The following is a 19,654-nucleotide window of genomic DNA, read 5'->3' as shown; positions in this document are numbered from 1 at the left end:
TTTTTAAAAGGAATTTGTAACAAATTGTAGAATATAAGGAGCTGAAAGGGTGTGATTACGATATTTATCGCTAAAAGAGAAAACGGAGAGAAAATTCATTTACTCTATAATTGTAATGAAAAGCTTTTGCGCCGTATGCGTCAACAAGAACGATTCTTTTGTGTAGCTTGTGGAAAGGAAGTGCAAATGAAATTAGGGAAACAAAAAAGTTGGCATTTTGCTCATAAAAAAGTGAATTCATGTCTTGCCTTTTATGAAGCGGAATCAACGTATCATATGCACGGTAAAGAATTGTTATATAGATGGTTCAAGCGTCAAAACTTTCAGGTGGATATAGAGTACTACCTTCCAGAAATTAAGCAACGACCAGATGTTTTTGTAGAGAGGGCGGGCAGAAAAATTGCAATTGAATACCAATGTGCAAACCTCGCTATAGAGCAGCTGTACAAAAGAACATATTCGTATTGGCAAGCTGGTATACAGGTCATTTGGATCGTTGGTGGAAATCAATTGAAAAAGCAATCTGCATATTGGATGAAATTTTCCTCACTTATGGCTTTCTCCTTACAATCTTATCCTCAGCCACTTCTTATTTTCTTCTGTCCGAAACAAAAATCATTTATGAAATGTGCATTTGTCACTCCCTTTTCTACAAATGTCTTTTTCTCACATACTATATATTTACCAACTGATACGACTACTTTTGAAATGCTTTTTTCTCCCGTTCCTTTCGGGAAAGAAAGATTGGGTGAAGAGTGGAAGAAGAGAAAGAACTACTTCCGCAAAAATGCCCTGCCGATTTGGAATTATAATTATAAGTCATTATTACGCCTCTTATATCAATTTAAATGTACCCCAGCAAGCTTTCCTTCTGAAATTGGTGTTCCACTCCCTTCTGCATTTGCTTTACAAACAAACCCATTTATATGGCAAGCTTTCCTCTATATGAAGTGTATAGGGAAGCTTGCAGTGGGAGAGTGTATTTCTCTTCAATACGTGTGTAGTTATGTAAAAAGGTATACGAAAAGGCGGATACTTCCGTACTTTTCAAAGCACATATGGAAAGTGGCAGTTACTGAATATATGACATTTTTATGCTATATAGGTGTTTTGTGTAAAGTGGGAACTTATACGTACCGGAAAATAAGGGATGTCGTGATGTTAAAAACAGAGGAGGAAATTATGAAACATGATGAGATTTGCTTAATACATGCGCTATCTTTATTTGAGGCAAATTTTAACATGAGAGGAGGAAAAGGGGATATAATAAAGAATGATTGTGAAGGAATTACATAAGAAAAAACGAATTGTACTTAAGTAGAGATATTTAAAGGAGGGCTTAAAGAATGTCTGAACAAAACAAAGTGAAAGCATTACCAGATCGCAACGAGATTGAAGAAGCAAGTACGTGGCGATTAGAAGATATTTTCCAAACGGATGCAGAATGGGAAAAAGAATTCCAAGCTATTAAAGAGCTATTGCCGAAGTTAACTGAATTTAAAGGGAAACTTAGTGACTCTGCGGACAATTTACTTGAGGCATTGCAATATGAAGATGAAATTTCAATGCGATTAGGTAAGTTATATACATATGCTCATATGCGTTACGATCAAGATACAACAAACTCTGTATATCAAGCATTAAATGATCGCGCAACAAATTTATATTCACAAGTATCTAGTAGCACAGCGTATATTGTTCCTGAAATTTTATCGATTTCAGAAGATACACTGCAAACATTCTTGAAGGAAAATAGAGATTTAAGTGTATATGAACATGCATTAGAAGAAATTACACGTCAACGCCCGCACGTATTATCAGAAGCTGAGGAAGCTTTATTAGCGGAAGCATCTGAAGTAATGAGTTCATCAAGCAATACATTCGGTATGTTGAATAACGCGGATTTAAAATTCCCATCTATTAAAGGGGAAGACGGAGAAGAAATAGAAATTACACATGGCCGTTACATTCAGTTTTTAGAAAGTGATGATCCTCGTGTTCGCAAAGATGCATTTAAAGCTGTATATGAAACGTACGGAAAATTTAAAAACACATTCGCAAGTACGTTAAGTGGAGCAGTAAAACGTAATAATTTCAATGCGCGTGTTCGTAAATATGATTCTGCTCGCCAAGCTGCATTGAGCAATAATAATATTCCGGAAGCAGTATATGATCAACTCGTTGAAACAGTAAATGACAACTTACATTTATTACACCGTTACATCGATATTCGTAAGCGTGCACTAGGACTTGATGAGCTTCATATGTATGATTTATATACACCACTTGTACCAGAAGTGAAAATGAATGTGAAATACGAAGAAGCGCAAGACCTTTTATTAAAATCTTTAAACGTACTTGGTGATGAATATGTTGATATTTTGAAAGAGGCATATGAAAATCGCTGGGTAGATGTGTATGAGAATAAAGGAAAACGAAGCGGGGCATATTCATCTGGTGCATATGGAACAAATCCGTATATTTTAATGAACTGGCATGATAATGTAAATAATTTATTTACACTTGCTCATGAGTTTGGTCATTCGGTGCATAGTTACTATACAAGAAAAACACAACCGCACGTATATGGTGATTATTCCATCTTCGTAGCAGAAGTGGCATCTACTTGTAATGAAGCGCTTCTAAATGATTATTTATTAAAAACGACAGAAGATAAGAAAGAGCGTCTATATTTATTAAATCATTATTTAGAAGGGTTCCGTGGTACTGTATTCCGTCAAACGATGTTTGCAGAGTTTGAACATATTATTCATAAGAAAGTACAAGAAGGACATGCTGTCACGCCAGACATGCTAACGGAAATTTACTACGATTTAAATAAGAAATATTTCGGTGACGCTTTAGTAATCGACGAAGAGATTGGTTTAGAATGGTCTCGTATTCCACACTTCTACTACAACTATTACGTATATCAATACGCAACAGGATTTAGTGCAGCGACAGCTCTATCTAAACAGATTTTAGAAGAAGGACAACCAGCAGTAGAACGTTATATTAACGAGTTCTTAAAAGCAGGAAGCTCTGATTATCCAATTGAAGTGCTGAAAAAAGCAGGAGTAGATATGGCATCTCCTGAACCAGTAAAAGAGGCGCTACAAGTATTTGAAGAGAAATTAAATGAATTAGAAGCATTATTATTTGAAGAAAAGTAATGAAAAAAGACGAGGGATTGTATCCTCGTCTTTTTTGTTGAATAGATTTAATGTCGATATTTGTTGAAGAGAAAGGTGGATTTTTTTGTTTTTTCTAACTGAAAGGATAGCTTGACGGCTGATTTTTGAAATTAAAACCCTTTGAATCGTTTTTTATAATTGAAATAAGAGAGTGTGATAACGATGATTCCGAATAAAAGAGGTAAGGCAATAATTTTAGGAAAAGCTTGTAGTAGAGAGAGGATGTACAAGAAAAAAGAAACGATGACAGCTAGAAAGAGAAGAGCAATATAAGATTTTTTCATAAATAAACCCCCTAAATGACCTTTTTTATAGCTTATTCAAAAATGAAAACGTTTAGAATGTGACAAAAGTGTGAAATTCGACAAAAGGGGTTGTCATCTGACGTCGAATCTTGTAATATAATAAGCGTGAACGAATTCACATACAAACATATACCCCTTTGTTTGAACGTGAAAATTTCTCCCATCCCCTTTAATATTTTTATAAGCCGTAAAGAAGAAGACCTGGTGTTTACACCAGGTCTTTTTCTTTTGCTATCCATTTCCAATAACGTTCGCATTTTACTTCTATCATTTGTACTTTTCGTTTCAGTTGTAATTTTTTTAGTTCGCGTTCAATTTCTTGTTGCGGACAGTCATAAATAAATGCTACTTCTTTTGAAGATATAAATTGTGTTGCTTCTAGTAGCACTTCTAAAGGTGGTAATGGTTCTGGCTCAATTTCACATTTTACAAGTTCTTTCAATAATTGTACGTATACATCGTAGGAATAATTTCCAGCGATTTTAATACCTTCTTCATCTGAGTTCGCATGAAAAAAGACGAGGGAAGGTATTTCTGTAATATGCATTTCATTCGTGAATTTCAAGTCACATTGGAAAGCTTTTTTTGCACTAGCAGAATGTAGATCTTTTTTAAATTCTTCTACATCAATATTGCTATCTCTCGCACATGCAAGTAATAGTTCGCAATCAGGGTTTGATACATTTTCAAGGAAAATGTATTCTTGGAGTTTTCGCAAAAACTTCGAACCTGCTTTTCGGCCTTGCAACTCCGCTGCCTTAATTGCCATCGAAACTAAATATGGTGTTGACGATGCTTCTTGCATATGTACCTTTCCATCACATGAAAAACCTTGTAAACTGGTTGTCTTTTCCCACACAAATCGAATATTAGCAGGTTTATTCCATTTGTGTGAGGAAGCGTTCGTTCCATCCACTTTCCCTGTTACGATATGACGAATAGAGAAGTATTTCCCGTATTCAAGCCATAGTTTAATAATAAAAGGCTCAATTTCCCAGCAATCTTTACAAAGTGGATCAATAAATAAATATGCTTCTACAGACTTATGCTCGCATGCGGAAGGAGATGGCATATTTATATGCTTTGCTTCCTGCTTATCCATTACACTTCACCTGTTTCGTTTGGAGTATTAACCATATGCTGAGCGGTTAATGCTAAACGTTCAAAAACAAACTCTCTTATATGACCATGCACTCCAGTATCATCCATTGCTTGCTCCATACATGATAGCCAAGCCTCTGCTCGTTTTGGAGTAATCTCAAACGGGAGATGGCGTGCTCTTAACATAGGATGACCATGTTCTTCAGTGTACAAATTAGGACCACCTAAATATTGGGTTAAAAATTGCTTCTGCTTCCTAGCGGTTTCTGTTAAATCTTCCGGGAAGATGGGAGATAAGTCAGGGTGTTTACTGACATAGGAATAAAATGTATCTACTAATATTGCAATGCATTGTTCACCGCCAATTGCTTCAAATGGTGTCATCGGTTGCTTGCTCATCCTTTATAAACTCCTTTTTCCATGAAATGTATATCTATTGTAGCAATGGAATGTTCGAGAGGGCAAATAAACAGCCTTCTCAAAGATTCTTTGCTTATTCTACGGGTGTAACCTTTTTTAGTGAGATGTATCCACTAGTGAAACATATTCACTAGTGGAATTTTCACTTTAGCGTGCTTTGTTTTGTTTGGCAAGGAAAAAGCGTTTTACTTTGTTATTTGTATGGCGAACAGGTATGTTATGTTGCGTTAATAAATCAATAAATGCAGCTTTTCCTGTTTCTTCATCTTGCACTTCAAATTCAATTTCATAATCATCGTGATTGTAATAGAAACTATGATCAAAGACAAGCGTTCCGCCTTTAAATAATGTTTCTGCTCTTTCTGTTGTTAAACTACCCATATATGTTAAAGCAGAAACAGGAATTTGTAATTTGTGTAATTGATCTACTACTGCTCCTTGAATGATTGTGTTTGTTTCCATCATCATTTTTGCTTCGTCTTCTGTTACGACTTGATGCGTTTCTAATAAACCGATTTCTGCAGGTTGTTTCAACGTTAACGTATAAGTTTCTCCTTTATGACGAATACGAAGTGCAGAGCCAGCTTCTTTTAACGAGAAGTCAGGTGTTTCAAAGTAGTGATTCACTTGTTTTGTAAATGCTTCAATAGAAAACGATTTACATAATGTATCGAATTCTTCTTTTGTAACGATATTTTTGAATTCAATTTCAATTTCTTGTGTCATTGTATAATCTCCTTTTGAAAAATAATTCTTTACACATTATCGCTTTTTCATAAATTTGGTTCAATGTTTTATTTGTTTGCGTCCATGTTATGATACAATAATACTGTTAAGTAAGACAGGAAGTTGAGATGGAGGAGTTAGAGCATGCAAAATAAAATCCAAGTTAAGAGCGTAGAAAAGAGAGAGAATGCTCTTATTTTTTGTGCGGAAAATAGTGAAATAGAGGTAAAGGAGTTAAGTGCGCGTAATCACGTACTTGTAGACTCAGACAATTTATCATTTTTATATATCTTAGAAAATGAATCATCTTTCATTTATGTAAGTATTCCGCACACATGCTGGGAAGCAATGCATGAAGCGATGAATAACGATGTGGTTATGTTCGTTCGCGTGAATGACATTGAAATGGAATTAGAAGGATTAAAAGAAGAAGTAGAATATTTAGTTGAAAATATTGAAGGTAATGCAAATTACGGAGAAGAACTAGTAACTGCTGTAGAAAAAGTATTTCTATAAGCAAATGGATTGATTTTGGTGGTGGTTGAAATGAATCGAAATTGGGAAGAATTTTTAGCACCTTACCACCAAGCGGTGGCAGAGCTGAAAGTGAAACTAAAAGGAATGCGTACTCAATTTGCAATGTTAACAGAGCATTCTCCAATTGAGTTTGTAACAGGAAGGGTAAAGTCGGTTGCAAGTATTATTGATAAAGCGGAGAAGAGAAATGTACCGCTAGACCGATTGAGAGAAGATATGCAGGATATTGCTGGGCTTAGAATGATGTGTCAATTTGTTGATGAGATTAAGCCTGTTGTAGAATATCTTCGAAAACGAAATGACTTTGAAATCGTGGAAGAACGTGATTATGTTACGCAAAAGAAAGATAGCGGTTATCGTTCTTATCATGTTGTCATTAGTTATCCTGTTCAAACGATTCAGGGTGAACAAAAAGTATTGGTAGAAATCCAAATACGCACGCTAGCAATGAACTTTTGGGCAACAATTGAGCATTCTTTAAATTATAAATATAGTGGACGTTTTCCTGAAGATATTAAAATAAGGTTGCAACGTGCAGCTGAAGCGGCGTTTTTATTAGATGAAGAAATGTCTTCTATTCGTCTTGAAATTCAAGAAGCGCAAAAGGCTTTTTCAAGAAAGCAAGAAACGAAAGATTCTGAATCATAAACTAAAGGGTGTTGGGCGATGAAATTTACAATTATGTCAAAGGGAGATCAATCATCAGATACACTGGCAAGCACGATGAAAGAGTACTTGCTAGATTTTGGATTTATAATGGATGAAAAGGAACCCGATATTGTAATTTCTGTTGGGGGAGATGGAACGCTTTTATATGCGTTTCATCGTTATTATAATCGATTGGATGAAACAGCATTTGTTGGTGTACATACAGGACATCTAGGTTTCTATGCAGATTGGTTACCGACAGAAGTAGAGAAATTAGTAATTGCAATTGCGAAAACACCATTCCAAGTGGTGGAATATCCGCTTTTAGAAGTTATTATTCGCTATGTGAATGGAAGTAAAGAGTCACAGTATTTAGCGATGAATGAGGCGACTGTAAAAAGTGCAGAAGGTACATTAGTAACAGAAGTAGAAATACGCGGAGAATATTTTGAAACATTCCGCGGAGACGGCCTTTGTATCTCTACTCCTTCAGGAAGTACCGCGTATAATAAAGCGCTTGGCGGAGCGATTATTCACCCATCTATTGAAGCGATACAAATTGCAGAAATGGCGTCCATTAACAATCGTGTATTTCGTACTGTAGGATCGCCGCTCGTATTGCCGAAGCATCATACATGTGTGTTAAAGCCAGCTGCAGGAATGAACTTACAAATTACAGTGGATCATTTAACGATGGTTCATCAAGATGTGAAATCAATCCAGTATCGCGTCGCAAACGAGAAAGTACGATTTGTTCGTTTCCGTCCATTCCCGTTCTGGAAACGAGTTCGTGACTCGTTTGTTGCAGATAAATAGAAAGGGTTATATATTTGAATAGATTTACATTGAAATGGGATATAGGTCCGGCTGAAGAGGGAACTTTAGTTAGGGAATTTTTGAAAACGAAATGTATTTCTAAAGCCGCTTTAACGGATATAAAGTTTCACGGCGGGGCAATTGAAGTAAATGGTCAACATGCGAGTGTTCGTCATCAGTTGCGTGCTGGTGAAGAATTACGTGTCTTTTTTCCAGTTGAGGAAAGAAGTGAAGGGATGATGGCAGAAGATATCCCTTTAAGCATTGTATATGAAGATGACGCGGTTCTTATCATTAATAAAGAGGCGAACATGTCAACGATTCCGTCTAGAGAACATCCGACAAGGAGTGTTGCCAATGCGCTTTTATCTCATTATGATAAGCAGCACCTTGCAAGTACAGTGCACATCGTAACACGTTTAGATCGTGATACTTCGGGGCTTATGCTTATTGCAAAAAATCGTTTCGTGCATCATCTTTTATCGAAGCAGCATCAACAAAAAGCTGTGAAACGAACGTATGAAGCAATTGTTCACGGAAAGATTGTAGAACGAGAAGGAATGATTGATGCACCAATTGGTCGAAAATCTGATAGCATTATTGAGCGAACGGTTTGTGAGGATGGACAAAGGGCAGTTACTCATTTTAAGGTAATTGATAGTACATATCATAAGACACATGTAGCGCTTGAGCTTGAGACAGGAAGAACGCATCAAATTCGTGTGCATATGGCTCATATAGGACATCCGTTACTTGGTGATAGCTTATATGGAGGGAGAAGGGATGAAATGAAACGGCAAGCACTTCATAGTAAATCTTTGACGTTTTATCATCCTATTTTAGAGAAAGAGATGTCTTTCACTATAAAGCTTCCAAGCGATATGCAAGAAGTGTTGCGGCATACTTAAAAAGGGGACAAAATTCTTATATTATAAAGAATTTTGTTCCCTTTTTTCTTAGCGGAATAATATTAAAATTTGGTTTTCACCCGTACGCTTTATAACGAAAAATCCACTTTCGGCTTTTGTAGCAATGCCATTGTCATTTGGACGACAATATCCATGTGCTTCGCAAGTGCCGTCATCACGTACTAACATTTGTCCAATTAATCCGACAGGAAGCCACTCGGCGCGATCTTTTCTTGCTACATATTTGCAAGTTGGATCCCATTCTGTATTTAAAAGAGGTTGTATTTCTTCGGCTTCCGTCCATACATATTGGCGTTTTCCAAAGTTATCTGTTTTATAACGTTTTTGCCAACTTAAAGCCCCGCTATTTCCTATAAGGGCAGGGGTTGCACTAGATATTCCTAAAATGAACGAATCGCGTGAAGTAGCTATCCGAATTTTTTCTTCGTTACTAAATGTAACGAAATAACCGACATCAATAGGTTTATAACCTTCGGTTTCAAACATTTGTGCAAAATCCGTTCCGCTTGCATTGTAAGACGCGCCCTCAATGTACATTTCTCCATTATGAGCAAGCCATTTAGCCCCGATATTATGGTCGGTGTCGCTTACACCATTTGCAATAAACCAAGAATAAGCTTCTTCTGCAGTGCCGAAGCGCCCCATAATATGGCTACCTGCAAAATGAGCTGTTGATGTATGATGACCTTCCGCATGAGAAGAGGATCCGTTAGCGATAGTTGCGTTTCCTTCTGCGTGTGCTGCTTCGCCTAAAGCAATTGTCTGTTTACCCTCCGCATGAGAATAAGCCCCGCCTGCTGTCGTTTCACTTCCCTCACTATGCGAACTATGTCCAGTTGCTTTTGAGTTTGATCCTTCTGCATGAGAGAAAGAACCTTTTGCGTGTGTTAATAAGCCTTCCGCATGTGCTGCCATGCCCTCCGCATGAGAGTGAAGCCCCTCTGCATATGCATATCGGCCGCCCCTTTTAACTTTTGTATTTTCAGGTGTAGGTGTCTCAATTATGAGTGGTTTTTCAATTTGTATATCATTCGATGAAGCTAATGCTTCTTTTATTTTTTTTACTTTGTTTATAATAGCAGCTGGAATTTCTGGTTCCACTTTTTTATTCATTGCTACAGAAATATTTTCTTCCGTCTTTTCTTCTGTTTGGTTAGAATGTAGTATCTGTTCATCTTGATTTGAAAGCTGTTTATTTTTTTGTTGCATCTTTATTTTTCTGCGATCGATTATGCGGCTCATCACAGCATTTTCTAAAGAGACATATGTTGGTTTTACTTTGCTTTTTTTTGATGACTCTTGTTCTTCCAGTTCTTCTATCGCTGCAGCCCGAATACTACACCAGTTGTTAATTCCGTACATGGGCAGATATAAAGGGGGGAATTTTCTTTTTTGTTTAGAAGATTTTTTCTTCATTCTGTCACCTCCTGCGACATTATATGTAGTGTAATTAAAAAAAGATGCACTTTATTGCATCTTTTTTTAATTACTTTACCTAGTTTTATATGAGATCTGCCTAAATAATGCTAAGTAAGGTAGTTATGAAATTGGACGGAATTTCTCAGCGACAAAAGGTAAAGAAGAAGGGACAGAGATAGTCTCCATTTCAGGATAACGTAATCCGGTTAATTTGCCACCAAATACAGCACCAGTATCAATATTGACTGTCTGATTGACGAATCGAGGTTCTGCTACTGGTGTATGTCCATATACAATCCAAGCTTGCCCCTTGTATTCTTGCGCCCAATCGCGACGGACCGGTGAGCCATCGGCATGCTTTTCTCCTGTAATATCGCCATATAATACAAAGGTTTGTACTTTTTTATCTCGTCTTCCTATGTAATCTTGCCGAATCCCAGCGTGACATACGATTACTCTTTTTTCATCTAGTATGTGGTAGAGCGGTGATTGTTCATAAAGAGTGATAAACTTTTCTTTTATAATGTTTTGCTTATTAGGAGGAAGTGCCTCATATTCAGCAACAGTTGTTTCAAGTCCGTGAGCGACTGTTACATTACGCCCAAGGAAAAATCGATATAGTTTATTACAGTGATTTCCAGGAGCGTAATAAGCTTCTTTTTTATGTATGACAAGTTCCCATACAATTTCAATCATACGTAATGAATGAGGACCACGGTCTGTAATATCGCCAACGAATGCAAGTTTACGTTGGTCAGGGTGAACCGGTAGACCGCTACTCCAGTTATATCCTAGCTTCTCTGTTAAATTTTGAAACTCTTGGAAGCATCCATGAATATCTCCTATAATGTCATATTTCATATTTAAACCTCCATCGTATTTTTCATTAGTATATCTAAAAAAGGATAGAGATAAAAATATAGCGTTTTTGTGTTGTTCATTTAAACATAAAGATTTTCGTTCTTGAGCGAACATTTAAAATGAATCCAATCGCAATCATGTATGTAAGCAGTGAACTTCCTCCGTAGCTCATAAGAGGTAATGTTATCCCTGTAATGGGAAGTAATCCGATTGTCATCCCGATATTTTGGAATACTTGGAAAGTAAACATTCCGATTGTACCAGCGCAAATGTAACTACCGAAAGGGTCATTACTTTCTAAAGCAATATGAATCATTCGAAAAATGAGTAAGAAAAAAAGAGAAATAATGACACTTGCGCCTAGAAATCCAAATTGTTCAGCGACATTAGTGAAAATAAAATCTGTATGTGGTTCTGGAAAATATACTTGTCCATTTTCCCACCCTTTTCCTTGCATTTCTCCGGATCCAGTCGCTAAGAATGCTTGTCTTAATTGATAGCCTTGTGCATCATATTTGTAAGGTGCTAACCATCCGTAGAAGCGATTTAATTGATATTCTTTTAAAATGTGTGCTTTAAAGAAATCTGTGTGAGTAAAAAAAATATATATTAATGTAGTTCCAGCAACGAAAGTAGCTGAAACTAATCCGAAAATAAAACGCCATCGTATGCCAGAAACTAGTATCATTGCTGCAAGCATCGCTGAAATGACCATTGTATTTCCTAAATCTGGTTCCTTTGCGATGAGTAGTAGTGGTGGCAAACTTGTTGCAAATATTTTTCCAAGTAGTAAAAAATCGTCATGTATTGTTTGGGAAAAATATTTCTCATTATGGTTTGCTATAATTCGTCCAATGACGATAATTAAAAATAATTTCATAATTTCAGAAGGCTGAAAATTTCCGATGCCTGGGAGCCTGTACCAAGCGGTAGCGCCTTTAATTGTAACGGCACCTGGTACTTGAAGTTCTAGTCCAATAAGTAGTACCATTGCAAAGCTGTACAAATACCAAGCAATTTTTTGATAACGATCGAAGTCGATAATCATAATAACACCAATGGCTATAAATCCAATGAAATACCATTGGATTTGCTTTAGTACAAAATTGACGTTTTGTAAAAATGGTGGTAAAGAGGCTTGCGCACTTGCAATAGCACAACAACTAACAATCCCAATGGCAAATAAAATAAATAGTAATACGTAGTCTATTTGATATTGAGAATTTGGATCTTTCAATGTAGGTATTCCTTTCTACTGCTCTTTATAGTAATGGATTTTATCCCGCATTAATGGGCAGTAAGACCCCTACCTCAAAATTCAGCGAAAGCGAAGAAGTTAGGTGGGGGATCAACTGCCCGTAAAAGCCCGATTGGTGAGAGCTGATTAAAGTTTCACTTTATAGTATGAGAAAGAATGTATGAACTATACGAATGATTCACATATAGTCCATACACTTTTAATTTTGCAGAGTAGTTTAATTGTTTAACTCTTTAATAATTATATCCAAACAATGGGAAAGACGTACATGTGCGTCAGGAAAAATATCTAGTTGATGAAGATAGTATTTTAAGGAACTTTTACACCATTGGTAAGCACTAAGTAGAGCTGCTCTATAGTCTGTAGTATTTTGTAAAAAGCCATATTCTTTTGCTGTTATAACGAGGTGTGTGAAATCTTCACAACCTTGAAGGAGCTTATTGTGTATTTGTTGTCCAGCATGGTAGCGAAATTGACTTAAAGGCTCAGAAATGTATATTGCATTTCCTTTAGAAAGTAAAGAAATCCATGAGGCCATATCAACACTACAAGAATATTGTCGCTCTTTAAGGGTGCCAAAAGGTTCAGTGAGCAATTCCTTTCGGAACAAGGTAGTTGTAGGCTCACCGATAATGTTGTGTCCACCTTTTAACATCCAATTACCTAAAAATATCCCGTTTAATGGGGTGTCTTCACTATATAACCTTTGTGTTGGATGGGAATCACCTATTAGATTTCCATGATCATCAATGCGTACTCGATAAGAAGTAACAAGAGCAAGATTTTTATTGGGATCTTGCTCAAAATAGGTCATCATTTTTTGTATTTTATGCTTATAAAACACGTCATCGTCCATTAAAAAATTTATATACTCACCATTTGATTTTTCTATGAGCATAAGGTCATTGTGAAATTGTCCTAGAGTAGGGATATTTCGAATGTATGTTATATTTTTATAATTTGGTAAGTATTGTTCGCGTATTAAAGTTGCTGTTTCATCATTTGTACTATCATCTCCGATGATGATTTCAATATTAGAATAAGTTTGTGCCAATGCACTTTCTAGAGCAATTTTGAAATAATGAGGCCGATTATAAGTGGGAATAAGGATGGAAACGAGAGGTGGATTTTTTTCATTCATCATACATAACTTCCTTTCAGAAGCTTTTTTTTGTAAGAACAATATCTTGGTAACTTGTATATTCATGTCTGCCGCACCATAAACCGTAATGCGGCTTATTGATTATTTCTAGGCCGTACTTATTCAATAGATTGCAAATATCTGTCTCAGGATAAGCAACTGCGAAATTCGGAATATCTTTATTTACAACGTAGCAATTTTCGATTCGATGATAAAAACCTAATGTACTTTGTCCTGCATTTAAATAATAGGACGATTCAGGATTTATAAGAAAGAATGTAATGAAACATCTCCCGTCTTTTTTTAATACACGTACAATTTCAGATACGTAATGTTCTAATTCTTTTGGGAGAAGATGCGTAAATACAGAAGTTAAAAAGATAAAATCGAATGTCCCGTCTTCATAGGGGAAACGATATTGAGAGGCATCTTCTTTTCCTTCTGGATTATAGAATTGATTGTATATGTCAACATGTTCAAAGTGAAAATTATTACGCATAGTTGAAATGTTATTTTGACACCAAGTAATTCCATCTTTAAACAAATCAAATCCATAATACGCTCCATCATCATTTAAGTAATTCAATAATGGTACAGCCATTCGACCGACGCCGCAGCCTACATCTAATACTTTTTCATTTGGTTTTAAAGCGCCAATTTGAATAAAATGCTTTAGGAACTCTTTTCCAACTTTTTTGAAGTCGCCACCTACATATTGGACGAGTTCAGGAGGGGGGAGTAAAGTCATTTCTTTGTTAAGTTCACTCATGAGTATACCCCTTTCTTGTATGAGAAGATGCAGTAAGTCTATTAATAAAATTTTCAATTTGTATTGAGAGAACACAGGAAAACAATTGTTATATGTAAGGAGATTCCGAAAAAGAATACTTAATTGGATTAGAAGTGAGAGAAGGATGAGTGAAAATGAAATCTCCTATAGATTAAATCTTTTTTATTCTTTTCTCCAATAAACGCCAAATACATCAATTTTAGTAATAGGGGCTTTTAAATTTCGTTGGTTTCTAAAGTCTGTCACAGCCTCAGCACATGGCGGTAGCCCGTAGTCATCGATAATTATATAGCCACCTTTAGAAACTTTATCATATAAGTTCACGAGACCATCCATTGTGGATTCGTACATATCACCATCAAGCCGTGCAATTGCTATTTTTTCAATTGGTGCTGTTGGTAAAGTATCTTTAAACCAGCCTTTTAAAAATTTCACTTGATCATTTAGTAAATCATATTTTTTGAAATTCTCTTGTACTTGTTCTAAAGAGACGCGTAAGTAATCGAATGTGTGCAAATAATCACCGTAATCTTTTGGATATTGTTCTAGATTCGGTGCTGGCAAACCTTCAAATGAATCAGCGACCCACACATTACGATTCGTAATGTTGTTTGCTTGTAAAAAACCATTCATAAAAATGCACGATCCTCCGCGCCATACACCTGTTTCAATAAAATCTCCCTCTATATTTTCACGAACAACGGTTTCCATTGCCTCTTGTAATTGGTTCATACGTTCTCGACCGATCATGCTATGTGCTGCTCTTGGCCAATCCATTCCATCATGGCGTTCACTTTTTGAAACATTTGGTTTTACAATTTTTAAGTTATGGTTTTCAGCATATTGCTTAATGAATAAAGGGAGGGGGACTGTAACTGGCTCGAATTCTAGTTCTTTTGAAATATGTAGAGATGCGGGTAAGTATGCCTCATATTCTAACCATATTTCAAATAAAATGGTCTTCTTTAGCAATTCGAGATAAAGCTGAACAGCAGATTTACTTTCCATATTTGTGCCTCCTGCAAAATGTCATACAACAATATGATTATGTAGATAGCGAATGTTTCATGATTGAATTTGAAATTGAAAAAGCAGTAAAACTGATATCAGTTTTACTGCTAAGTAAAAAATTAAGCGATTTTTTCAATAATAATAGATGCATTTGTACCAACAGCTAATGATAGCCCAAGCCCTGTAACGATTACTTCAATTAATGATGGAGTTGTCGTAATTTGCGTAATTGCTTGAACAACGATAGGTGCTCCAACTGAGATTAAAGTGGCCCCAGTACCTGGAACAGATACCCCATTTACTTGGATTGTAAGTCCTCCTAATAGACTTACTGCTGCAGTGTATACGATAACGGTAATTTTATAGAATCCAGTTTGACTAATTACGAAAGTATCAGGATCTAATTGAGAAATTGCTGTACCAAACTGAGATCCAACAGTATTAAATGGTACTGGAGCATTAAGTCCAATATCCAAAGAAATCCCAGCGGAGTTAAATGCATACAATCCTGCTGGAAGCCCTAGTCCAGATGGTCCCGTAGGTCCAGTCGGTCCAGTAGCCCCAGTCGGCCCCGTAGGTCCAGTAGCCCCAGTGTCACCAGTCGGCCCTGTAGGTCCAGTAGCCCCAGTGTCACCAGTAGTCCCCGTAGGTCCAGTAGTCCCAGTGCCACCAGTCGGCCCCGTAGGTCCAGTAGTCCCAGTGCCACCAGTCGGTCCTGTAGGTCCTGTAGGTCCCGTAGGTCCAGTTGGCCCCGTAGGTCCAGTTGGCCCGGTAGGTACAGTCGGCCCCGTAGGTCCAGTCGGCCCGGTCGGCCCGGTCGGCCCAGTCGGAAGGGTAAACGGTGGTATCGGTGGTAATGTAGGTCCTACAAGATTAGGGTCAAATGCACTAGCTGATAAAGATTCATCGGGATTTAATCCATTTGAATAATTATTATTTGACATAAATTCACCTCCATAAAGCGTTCATTATATAGTAGATGCAAAACCGAAAGAAAATGACACGGACATTTGAATTATTGAAAAGAAATCTTAAACTACTTGAACAATTTAAAAAAATGGAAAGTTTAGTATATGTATAACATATGATTGATTTGGAAGAGGGTGATTATGTTGAACAAGCAAGGAATTACAATTAGTTTATGTATGATTGTTCGAGATGAGGAGGAGACAATAGCCCGTTGTTTAGAAACAGTTGAAAAAATTGTGGATGAAATTATAGTAGTTGATACAGGTTCCGTCGATCGAACGAAAGAAATCGTAGAGAAATACACTTCTAACATATATGATTTCCAGTGGATTGATGATTTTGCAGCAGCAAGAAATTTTTCTTTTTCAAAAGCGACGCAAGAGTATATATTGTGGCTAGATGCAGATGATGTCTTATTAGAAGATGCTCAAGAAGCATTGAAACTTTTAAAAAGAGAATTAGATCCTAAAATTGATGCTGTTTCGATGCCTTATCATCTTGCAATGGATTCTAACGGGAAACCTTTATATTGTACAAAAAGAAATCGACTTGTAAAGCGTGAAAAACAATTTCAATGGTTTGGAAAGGTTCATGAGTATTTAGCTATTTCTGGTGAGGTTTTTAGTAGTAATGTTGCTATTACACATAAAAAAGAAAAAAAAGTAACAAATCGTAATTTGAAAATTTTTCAAAATACTGTAGCGGCAGGTGAAGAATTAAGTCCGAGAGATTTATTTTATTACGCAAATGAATCTACGGATAACCAAAAATATGATGATGCAGTTCTTCTATATGAAACATTTCTTAATCAAGACGAAGGATGGTATGAAGAGAAAATTTATGCATGTGGTAAGTTAGGAGATTGCTATGCAAAGCTAGGAATGTGGGAGAAGGCAATCGAATCTTGTGTGAAGTCGTTTCGGTATGACGTCCCTAGAGGAGAGAATTGTACAAGAATAGGATATATATATATGGAACAAGAAAAATATAATGAAGCGATATTTTGGTTTAAACTTGCCACGGAAGTACCAATGGCAACGGAAAGTCCTTTCCATAGTCCAGCTAGCTACACATGGCTACCCTATTTACAAATGTGTATTTGTTATAGCAGGTTAGGGGAGCAGGATAAAGCGTATTATTACAATGAATTAGCAGCTTCTTATGTTCCGAATAATGCTGCAATTGAATATAACCGTAAATATTTTCGGGGAGTTTTTGATAAACCATATAAAGTGTAATAGGTTTCGTTTTTTAGAAATGATTTATCGCTATTCTAACTCTAATAGATTGGTTATATATTAGAGTATCAGTAACGTAACCAATATAAATAAAAGATTTTATACTGCTATTTGCGGGCTAATAATCATTGGGGGATGAACAAAATCTGCACTTTATAGAATTCATATGAGATTTATATTTCTAATTCAATTTGCATAAGGAGTGTGTGAAATGAATCGCGAAAAAAGTTCTTTATATGAAGAAAAATCCGAGCATTATTATAATGCAGCGAATCCGAATTTATTAAAGCATATAAAAAAGGAATGGAAAGAAGTTCTTGATATTGGTTGCTCGAGCGGTGCATTGGGAGCAGCTATTAAAGAAAACGGTACACGTGTATCAGGAATAGAGGCATTTCCAGAGGCGGCAGAAAAAGCGAAGGAAAGACTAGATCATGTTATTTTAGGGGATATAGAAAAAATAGATCTTCCTTATGAGGAGGGGCAATTTGATTGCGTCCTATTTGGGGATGTATTAGAGCATTTATTTGATCCGTGGGCTGTGATTGAAAAGGTTAAGCCATATATAAAGCAAAATGGTGTGATTTTAGCAAGTATACCAAACGTTGCTCATATTTCAGTATTAGCTCCCTTACTTGCTGGAAATTGGACGTATACAGAATATGGTTTATTAGATAAAACACATATTCGTTTCTTTACATTCAATGAAATGCTAAGAATGTTTTTAAAAGCAGGATATTCAATTAGTAAAGTAGATCGTGTATATGTTGATCATAAAATGTATGAGCCGCTTATTGAGGAGTTATATGGAATTTGTAAAAAATATCGTCTTGGAAGTGGCTTCATGGCTGAGACAGTTGTATTTCAGTATATTATTGAAGCTGAAAAATCACAATTATGAGTGCTGCAGACAAAACAATATTATTTGTTACATGCATAAATGATCGGAAATTGTATGCAAACTGCGTGCGACATATATTGCAATTGTTAGTACCGCCAGGGTATATTGTCCAATTTATGCCGATTCGAAATGCGAAAAGTATGACGAGTGGATACAATCAAGCCATTTCGCATCCAGCGAAGTATAAAGTGTATTTACATCAAGATGTTTTTATTATAAATAGGGCTTTTTTATACGGATTACTTCAATTATTTGAGGAACATGAAAACCTTGGGATGATTGGGATGGTTGGAGCGCAATATGTTCCTCCGACTGGCGTATGGAACGAAGGGCGTGGAATTGTAGGAAAAGTCATTGGTTATATGAATGATTTGTTTTATATGGCAAGTTTAGAACAACCGTATCATGAATCAAAAACATTTATTCCTGTAGAATGTATTGATGGTTTATTAATGGCGACACAATATGATGTTCCGTGGCGAGAAGACTTATTTGACGGATTTGATTTTTATGATGTATCTCAATCATTTGAATTTAAAAAAGCAGGATATACAGTCGGTGTACCTGTACAGCGCGATGCTTGGTGTATCCATTATCATTTTGATGTGAATATGACGAACTATGAAAAGTATCGGAAAATATTTGTGGAACACTATATGTCAGATGTAAATAAGGAAGAATAAAAGGGGGGACAAAAATGAAAGATCATACAATATTAGTCGTTGTTTGTGTAAATAATGAGGAGCTTTTCAAACAATGTGAGAGCCAAATAAGAAACATTTTTGTTCCCTCTGGTTATGTCGTGCAAATTTTTCCGATACGAGATGCGCAAAGTATGGCAAGTGCATACAACCGAGCCCTTTCATATCCAGCGAAATACAAAGTGTATATACATCAAGATACATATCTTATTAATCGAGACATGTTTTCTACACTTATATCTCTTTTTAAAGAAAATGAAAAGCTTGGTTTAATAGGAGTCGCTGGGGCTCAGTTTTTACCGAATAACGGGATATGGTGGGAAGGAAAAAATTTAGTAGGGAAAGTGATTGAGTATAGAAGACGGAATTATCAATTATTAAATTTAGATCAGGTTTTTTATGGTAATCAACCATTTTTGTCAGTTCAGGCAATTGATGGTTTATTCATGGCAACGCAGTATGATATTCCGTGGCGAGAAGATTTGTTTCAAGGGTTTCACTTTTATGATGTGTCACAGTCTTTAGAGTTTCAAAGGGCTGGTTATTTAATTGGTATCCCAAATCAAGCAAATTTATGGTGTATTCATTACAACGGGGATGAGTTTGATGCGGATACATATGAGAAGTACCGGAAAGTGTTTGTAGAACATTACAAAGATATATTATCTCCATCATAAAGGAGAGATGAA

21 protein-coding genes are annotated in these 19,654 nt (G+C 36.2%); 10 read left to right on the top strand and 11 right to left on the bottom strand.

Features of this window, described 5'->3' with window-relative positions; translation table 11 throughout:
• Nucleotides 1-51: 51 nt before the first annotated feature.
• Together AB6801_RS20795 and pepF are read left to right on the top strand one after the other, a co-directional pair.
• Entirely contained in the window at nucleotides 52-1,296 is a 1,245-nt protein-coding gene (locus AB6801_RS20795; RefSeq protein ID WP_087966109.1) for a competence protein CoiA, read from the top strand.
• 50 nt (nucleotides 1,297-1,346) lie between these two features.
• Nucleotides 1,347-3,173 (top strand): oligoendopeptidase F, encoded by a 1,827-nt coding sequence (gene pepF / locus AB6801_RS20790; RefSeq protein WP_000003366.1) that lies wholly within the window; start codon nucleotides 1,347-1,349, stop codon nucleotides 3,171-3,173.
• A gap of 131 nt (nucleotides 3,174-3,304) precedes the next feature.
• On the opposite strand, the gene AB6801_RS20785 is transcribed toward pepF, so the two are convergent.
• From AB6801_RS20785 to AB6801_RS20770, 4 genes are all read right to left on the bottom strand, one after another.
• A complete protein-coding gene (locus AB6801_RS20785) occupies nucleotides 3,305-3,478 on the bottom strand; it encodes a hypothetical protein (protein ID WP_000750355.1) in 174 nt (57 codons plus the stop codon).
• Between the two features lie 229 nt (nucleotides 3,479-3,707).
• Nucleotides 3,708-4,601 (bottom strand): ClpXP adapter SpxH family protein, encoded by an 894-nt coding sequence (locus AB6801_RS20780; protein ID WP_000360656.1) that lies wholly within the window; start codon nucleotides 4,599-4,601, stop codon nucleotides 3,708-3,710.
• Nucleotides 4,601-4,999 carry a globin domain-containing protein gene (locus tag AB6801_RS20775; protein WP_000043386.1) on the bottom strand — a complete coding sequence of 133 codons (399 nt, stop codon included), beginning with the start codon at nucleotides 4,997-4,999 and terminating at the stop codon, nucleotides 4,601-4,603. Before AB6801_RS20775 ends, AB6801_RS20780 begins: the two co-directional genes overlap by 1 nt.
• A 168-nt stretch (nucleotides 5,000-5,167) precedes the next feature.
• On the bottom strand, nucleotides 5,168-5,746 hold the full coding sequence (locus AB6801_RS20770) for a CYTH domain-containing protein (RefSeq protein WP_000191120.1): 579 nt from the start codon (nucleotides 5,744-5,746) through the stop codon (nucleotides 5,168-5,170).
• A 144-nt stretch (nucleotides 5,747-5,890) separates the two neighbouring features.
• Here AB6801_RS20770 and AB6801_RS20765 point away from each other — a divergent pair, with 144 nt between their 5' ends.
• Genes AB6801_RS20765 through AB6801_RS20750 form a run of 4 tightly spaced genes read left to right on the top strand, consistent with a single transcriptional unit; the run spans nucleotide 5,891 to nucleotide 8,655 of the window.
• On the top strand, nucleotides 5,891-6,262 hold the full coding sequence (locus AB6801_RS20765) for a UPF0738 family protein (RefSeq protein WP_001180003.1): 372 nt from the start codon (nucleotides 5,891-5,893) through the stop codon (nucleotides 6,260-6,262).
• 30 nt (nucleotides 6,263-6,292) lie between these two features.
• Nucleotides 6,293-6,931, top strand: coding sequence for a GTP diphosphokinase (yjbM, locus tag AB6801_RS20760; protein ID WP_001081482.1), 639 nt, complete (start codon nucleotides 6,293-6,295; stop codon nucleotides 6,929-6,931).
• An 18-nt stretch (nucleotides 6,932-6,949) separates the two neighbouring features.
• Complete coding sequence (locus tag AB6801_RS20755; RefSeq protein WP_000673190.1) at nucleotides 6,950-7,747, top strand: NAD kinase; 798 nt, start codon at nucleotides 6,950-6,952, stop codon at nucleotides 7,745-7,747.
• 14 nt (nucleotides 7,748-7,761) lie between these two features.
• Nucleotides 7,762-8,655, top strand: coding sequence for an RluA family pseudouridine synthase (locus tag AB6801_RS20750; protein ID WP_001079131.1), 894 nt, complete (start codon nucleotides 7,762-7,764; stop codon nucleotides 8,653-8,655).
• A 48-nt stretch (nucleotides 8,656-8,703) separates the two neighbouring features.
• Here AB6801_RS20750 and AB6801_RS20745 read toward each other — a convergent pair whose 3' ends face one another.
• From AB6801_RS20745 to AB6801_RS20715, 7 genes are all read right to left on the bottom strand, one after another.
• Complete coding sequence (locus tag AB6801_RS20745; protein WP_058839332.1) at nucleotides 8,704-10,092, bottom strand: peptidase G2 autoproteolytic cleavage domain-containing protein; 1,389 nt, start codon at nucleotides 10,090-10,092, stop codon at nucleotides 8,704-8,706.
• A gap of 123 nt (nucleotides 10,093-10,215) precedes the next feature.
• Nucleotides 10,216-10,956: a bis(5'-nucleosyl)-tetraphosphatase PrpE gene (gene prpE / locus AB6801_RS20740; RefSeq protein ID WP_000872694.1), complete on the bottom strand. Its 741-nt coding sequence runs from the start codon at nucleotides 10,954-10,956 to the stop codon at nucleotides 10,216-10,218.
• Nucleotides 10,957-11,032: 76 nt separating this feature from the next.
• Nucleotides 11,033-12,193, bottom strand: a complete 1,161-nt coding sequence (locus AB6801_RS20735) for an FtsW/RodA/SpoVE family cell cycle protein (protein WP_000654700.1) — start codon at nucleotides 12,191-12,193, stop codon at nucleotides 11,033-11,035.
• Nucleotides 12,194-12,431: 238 nt separating this feature from the next.
• Entirely contained in the window at nucleotides 12,432-13,358 is a 927-nt protein-coding gene (locus tag AB6801_RS20730) for a glycosyltransferase family 2 protein (RefSeq protein ID WP_002004643.1), read from the bottom strand.
• Between the two features lie 13 nt (nucleotides 13,359-13,371).
• Nucleotides 13,372-14,124: a class I SAM-dependent methyltransferase gene (locus tag AB6801_RS20725; protein ID WP_001292838.1), complete on the bottom strand. Its 753-nt coding sequence runs from the start codon at nucleotides 14,122-14,124 to the stop codon at nucleotides 13,372-13,374.
• A 183-nt stretch (nucleotides 14,125-14,307) separates the two neighbouring features.
• Nucleotides 14,308-15,153, bottom strand: a complete 846-nt coding sequence (locus tag AB6801_RS20720) for a TylF/MycF family methyltransferase (protein ID WP_000444386.1) — start codon at nucleotides 15,151-15,153, stop codon at nucleotides 14,308-14,310.
• 122 nt (nucleotides 15,154-15,275) lie between these two features.
• Nucleotides 15,276-16,100, bottom strand: a complete 825-nt coding sequence (locus AB6801_RS20715; RefSeq protein ID WP_098394834.1) for a BclA C-terminal domain-containing protein — start codon at nucleotides 16,098-16,100, stop codon at nucleotides 15,276-15,278.
• 165 nt (nucleotides 16,101-16,265) lie between these two features.
• On the opposite strand from AB6801_RS20715, the gene AB6801_RS20710 reads away from it, so the two are divergent.
• The 4 genes from AB6801_RS20710 to AB6801_RS20695 all read left to right on the top strand — a co-directional run bounded on the left by AB6801_RS20710 (nucleotide 16,266) and on the right by AB6801_RS20695 (nucleotide 19,642).
• Nucleotides 16,266-17,363, top strand: coding sequence for a glycosyltransferase (locus tag AB6801_RS20710; RefSeq protein ID WP_000932913.1), 1,098 nt, complete (start codon nucleotides 16,266-16,268; stop codon nucleotides 17,361-17,363).
• 211 nt (nucleotides 17,364-17,574) lie between these two features.
• Nucleotides 17,575-18,264 carry a class I SAM-dependent methyltransferase gene (locus tag AB6801_RS20705; protein ID WP_001078432.1) on the top strand — a complete coding sequence of 230 codons (690 nt, stop codon included), beginning with the start codon at nucleotides 17,575-17,577 and terminating at the stop codon, nucleotides 18,262-18,264.
• Nucleotides 18,261-18,947: a glycosyltransferase family protein gene (locus AB6801_RS20700; protein ID WP_001271187.1), complete on the top strand. Its 687-nt coding sequence runs from the start codon at nucleotides 18,261-18,263 to the stop codon at nucleotides 18,945-18,947. Before AB6801_RS20705 ends, AB6801_RS20700 begins: the two co-directional genes overlap by 4 nt.
• Nucleotides 18,948-18,961: 14 nt before the next feature.
• On the top strand, nucleotides 18,962-19,642 hold the full coding sequence (locus AB6801_RS20695; protein WP_000651529.1) for a glycosyltransferase family protein: 681 nt from the start codon (nucleotides 18,962-18,964) through the stop codon (nucleotides 19,640-19,642).
• Nucleotides 19,643-19,654 lie beyond the last annotated feature (12 nt).

This window comes from Bacillus sp. RCC_6_1 (assembly GCF_041360755.1).
GTDB lineage: Bacteria > Bacillota > Bacilli > Bacillales > Bacillaceae_G > Bacillus_A > Bacillus_A cereus.
The sequence above is the reverse complement of the archived record's forward strand: the minus strand, read 5'-3'. Positions and strand labels throughout refer to the sequence as shown.

What these genes read in the sequence shown, in the direction of transcription:
- AB6801_RS20770 (WP_000191120.1), bottom strand. Translation starts at nt 5,746, where the DNA reads ATGACACAAGAAATTGAAATTGAATTCAAAAATATCGTTACAAAAGAA.
- AB6801_RS20710 (WP_000932913.1), top strand. Translation starts at nt 16,266, where the DNA reads ATGTTGAACAAGCAAGGAATTACAATTAGTTTATGTATGATTGTTCGA.
- AB6801_RS20730 (WP_002004643.1), bottom strand. Translation starts at nt 13,358, where the DNA reads ATGATGAATGAAAAAAATCCACCTCTCGTTTCCATCCTTATTCCCACT.
- AB6801_RS20755 (WP_000673190.1), top strand. Translation starts at nt 6,950, where the DNA reads ATGAAATTTACAATTATGTCAAAGGGAGATCAATCATCAGATACACTG.
- AB6801_RS20780 (WP_000360656.1), bottom strand. Translation starts at nt 4,601, where the DNA reads ATGGATAAGCAGGAAGCAAAGCATATAAATATGCCATCTCCTTCCGCA.
- AB6801_RS20775 (WP_000043386.1), bottom strand. Translation starts at nt 4,999, where the DNA reads ATGAGCAAGCAACCGATGACACCATTTGAAGCAATTGGCGGTGAACAA.
- yjbM (WP_001081482.1), top strand. Translation starts at nt 6,293, where the DNA reads ATGAATCGAAATTGGGAAGAATTTTTAGCACCTTACCACCAAGCGGTG.
- pepF (WP_000003366.1), top strand. Translation starts at nt 1,347, where the DNA reads ATGTCTGAACAAAACAAAGTGAAAGCATTACCAGATCGCAACGAGATT.
- AB6801_RS20705 (WP_001078432.1), top strand. Translation starts at nt 17,575, where the DNA reads ATGAATCGCGAAAAAAGTTCTTTATATGAAGAAAAATCCGAGCATTAT.
- AB6801_RS20745 (WP_058839332.1), bottom strand. Translation starts at nt 10,092, where the DNA reads ATGAAGAAAAAATCTTCTAAACAAAAAAGAAAATTCCCCCCTTTATAT.
- AB6801_RS20715 (WP_098394834.1), bottom strand. Translation starts at nt 16,100, where the DNA reads ATGTCAAATAATAATTATTCAAATGGATTAAATCCCGATGAATCTTTA.
- AB6801_RS20700 (WP_001271187.1), top strand. Translation starts at nt 18,261, where the DNA reads ATGAGTGCTGCAGACAAAACAATATTATTTGTTACATGCATAAATGAT.
- AB6801_RS20785 (WP_000750355.1), bottom strand. Translation starts at nt 3,478, where the DNA reads ATGAAAAAATCTTATATTGCTCTTCTCTTTCTAGCTGTCATCGTTTCT.
- AB6801_RS20695 (WP_000651529.1), top strand. Translation starts at nt 18,962, where the DNA reads ATGAAAGATCATACAATATTAGTCGTTGTTTGTGTAAATAATGAGGAG.
- prpE (WP_000872694.1), bottom strand. Translation starts at nt 10,956, where the DNA reads ATGAAATATGACATTATAGGAGATATTCATGGATGCTTCCAAGAGTTT.
- AB6801_RS20725 (WP_001292838.1), bottom strand. Translation starts at nt 14,124, where the DNA reads ATGAGTGAACTTAACAAAGAAATGACTTTACTCCCCCCTCCTGAACTC.
- AB6801_RS20720 (WP_000444386.1), bottom strand. Translation starts at nt 15,153, where the DNA reads ATGGAAAGTAAATCTGCTGTTCAGCTTTATCTCGAATTGCTAAAGAAG.
- AB6801_RS20765 (WP_001180003.1), top strand. Translation starts at nt 5,891, where the DNA reads ATGCAAAATAAAATCCAAGTTAAGAGCGTAGAAAAGAGAGAGAATGCT.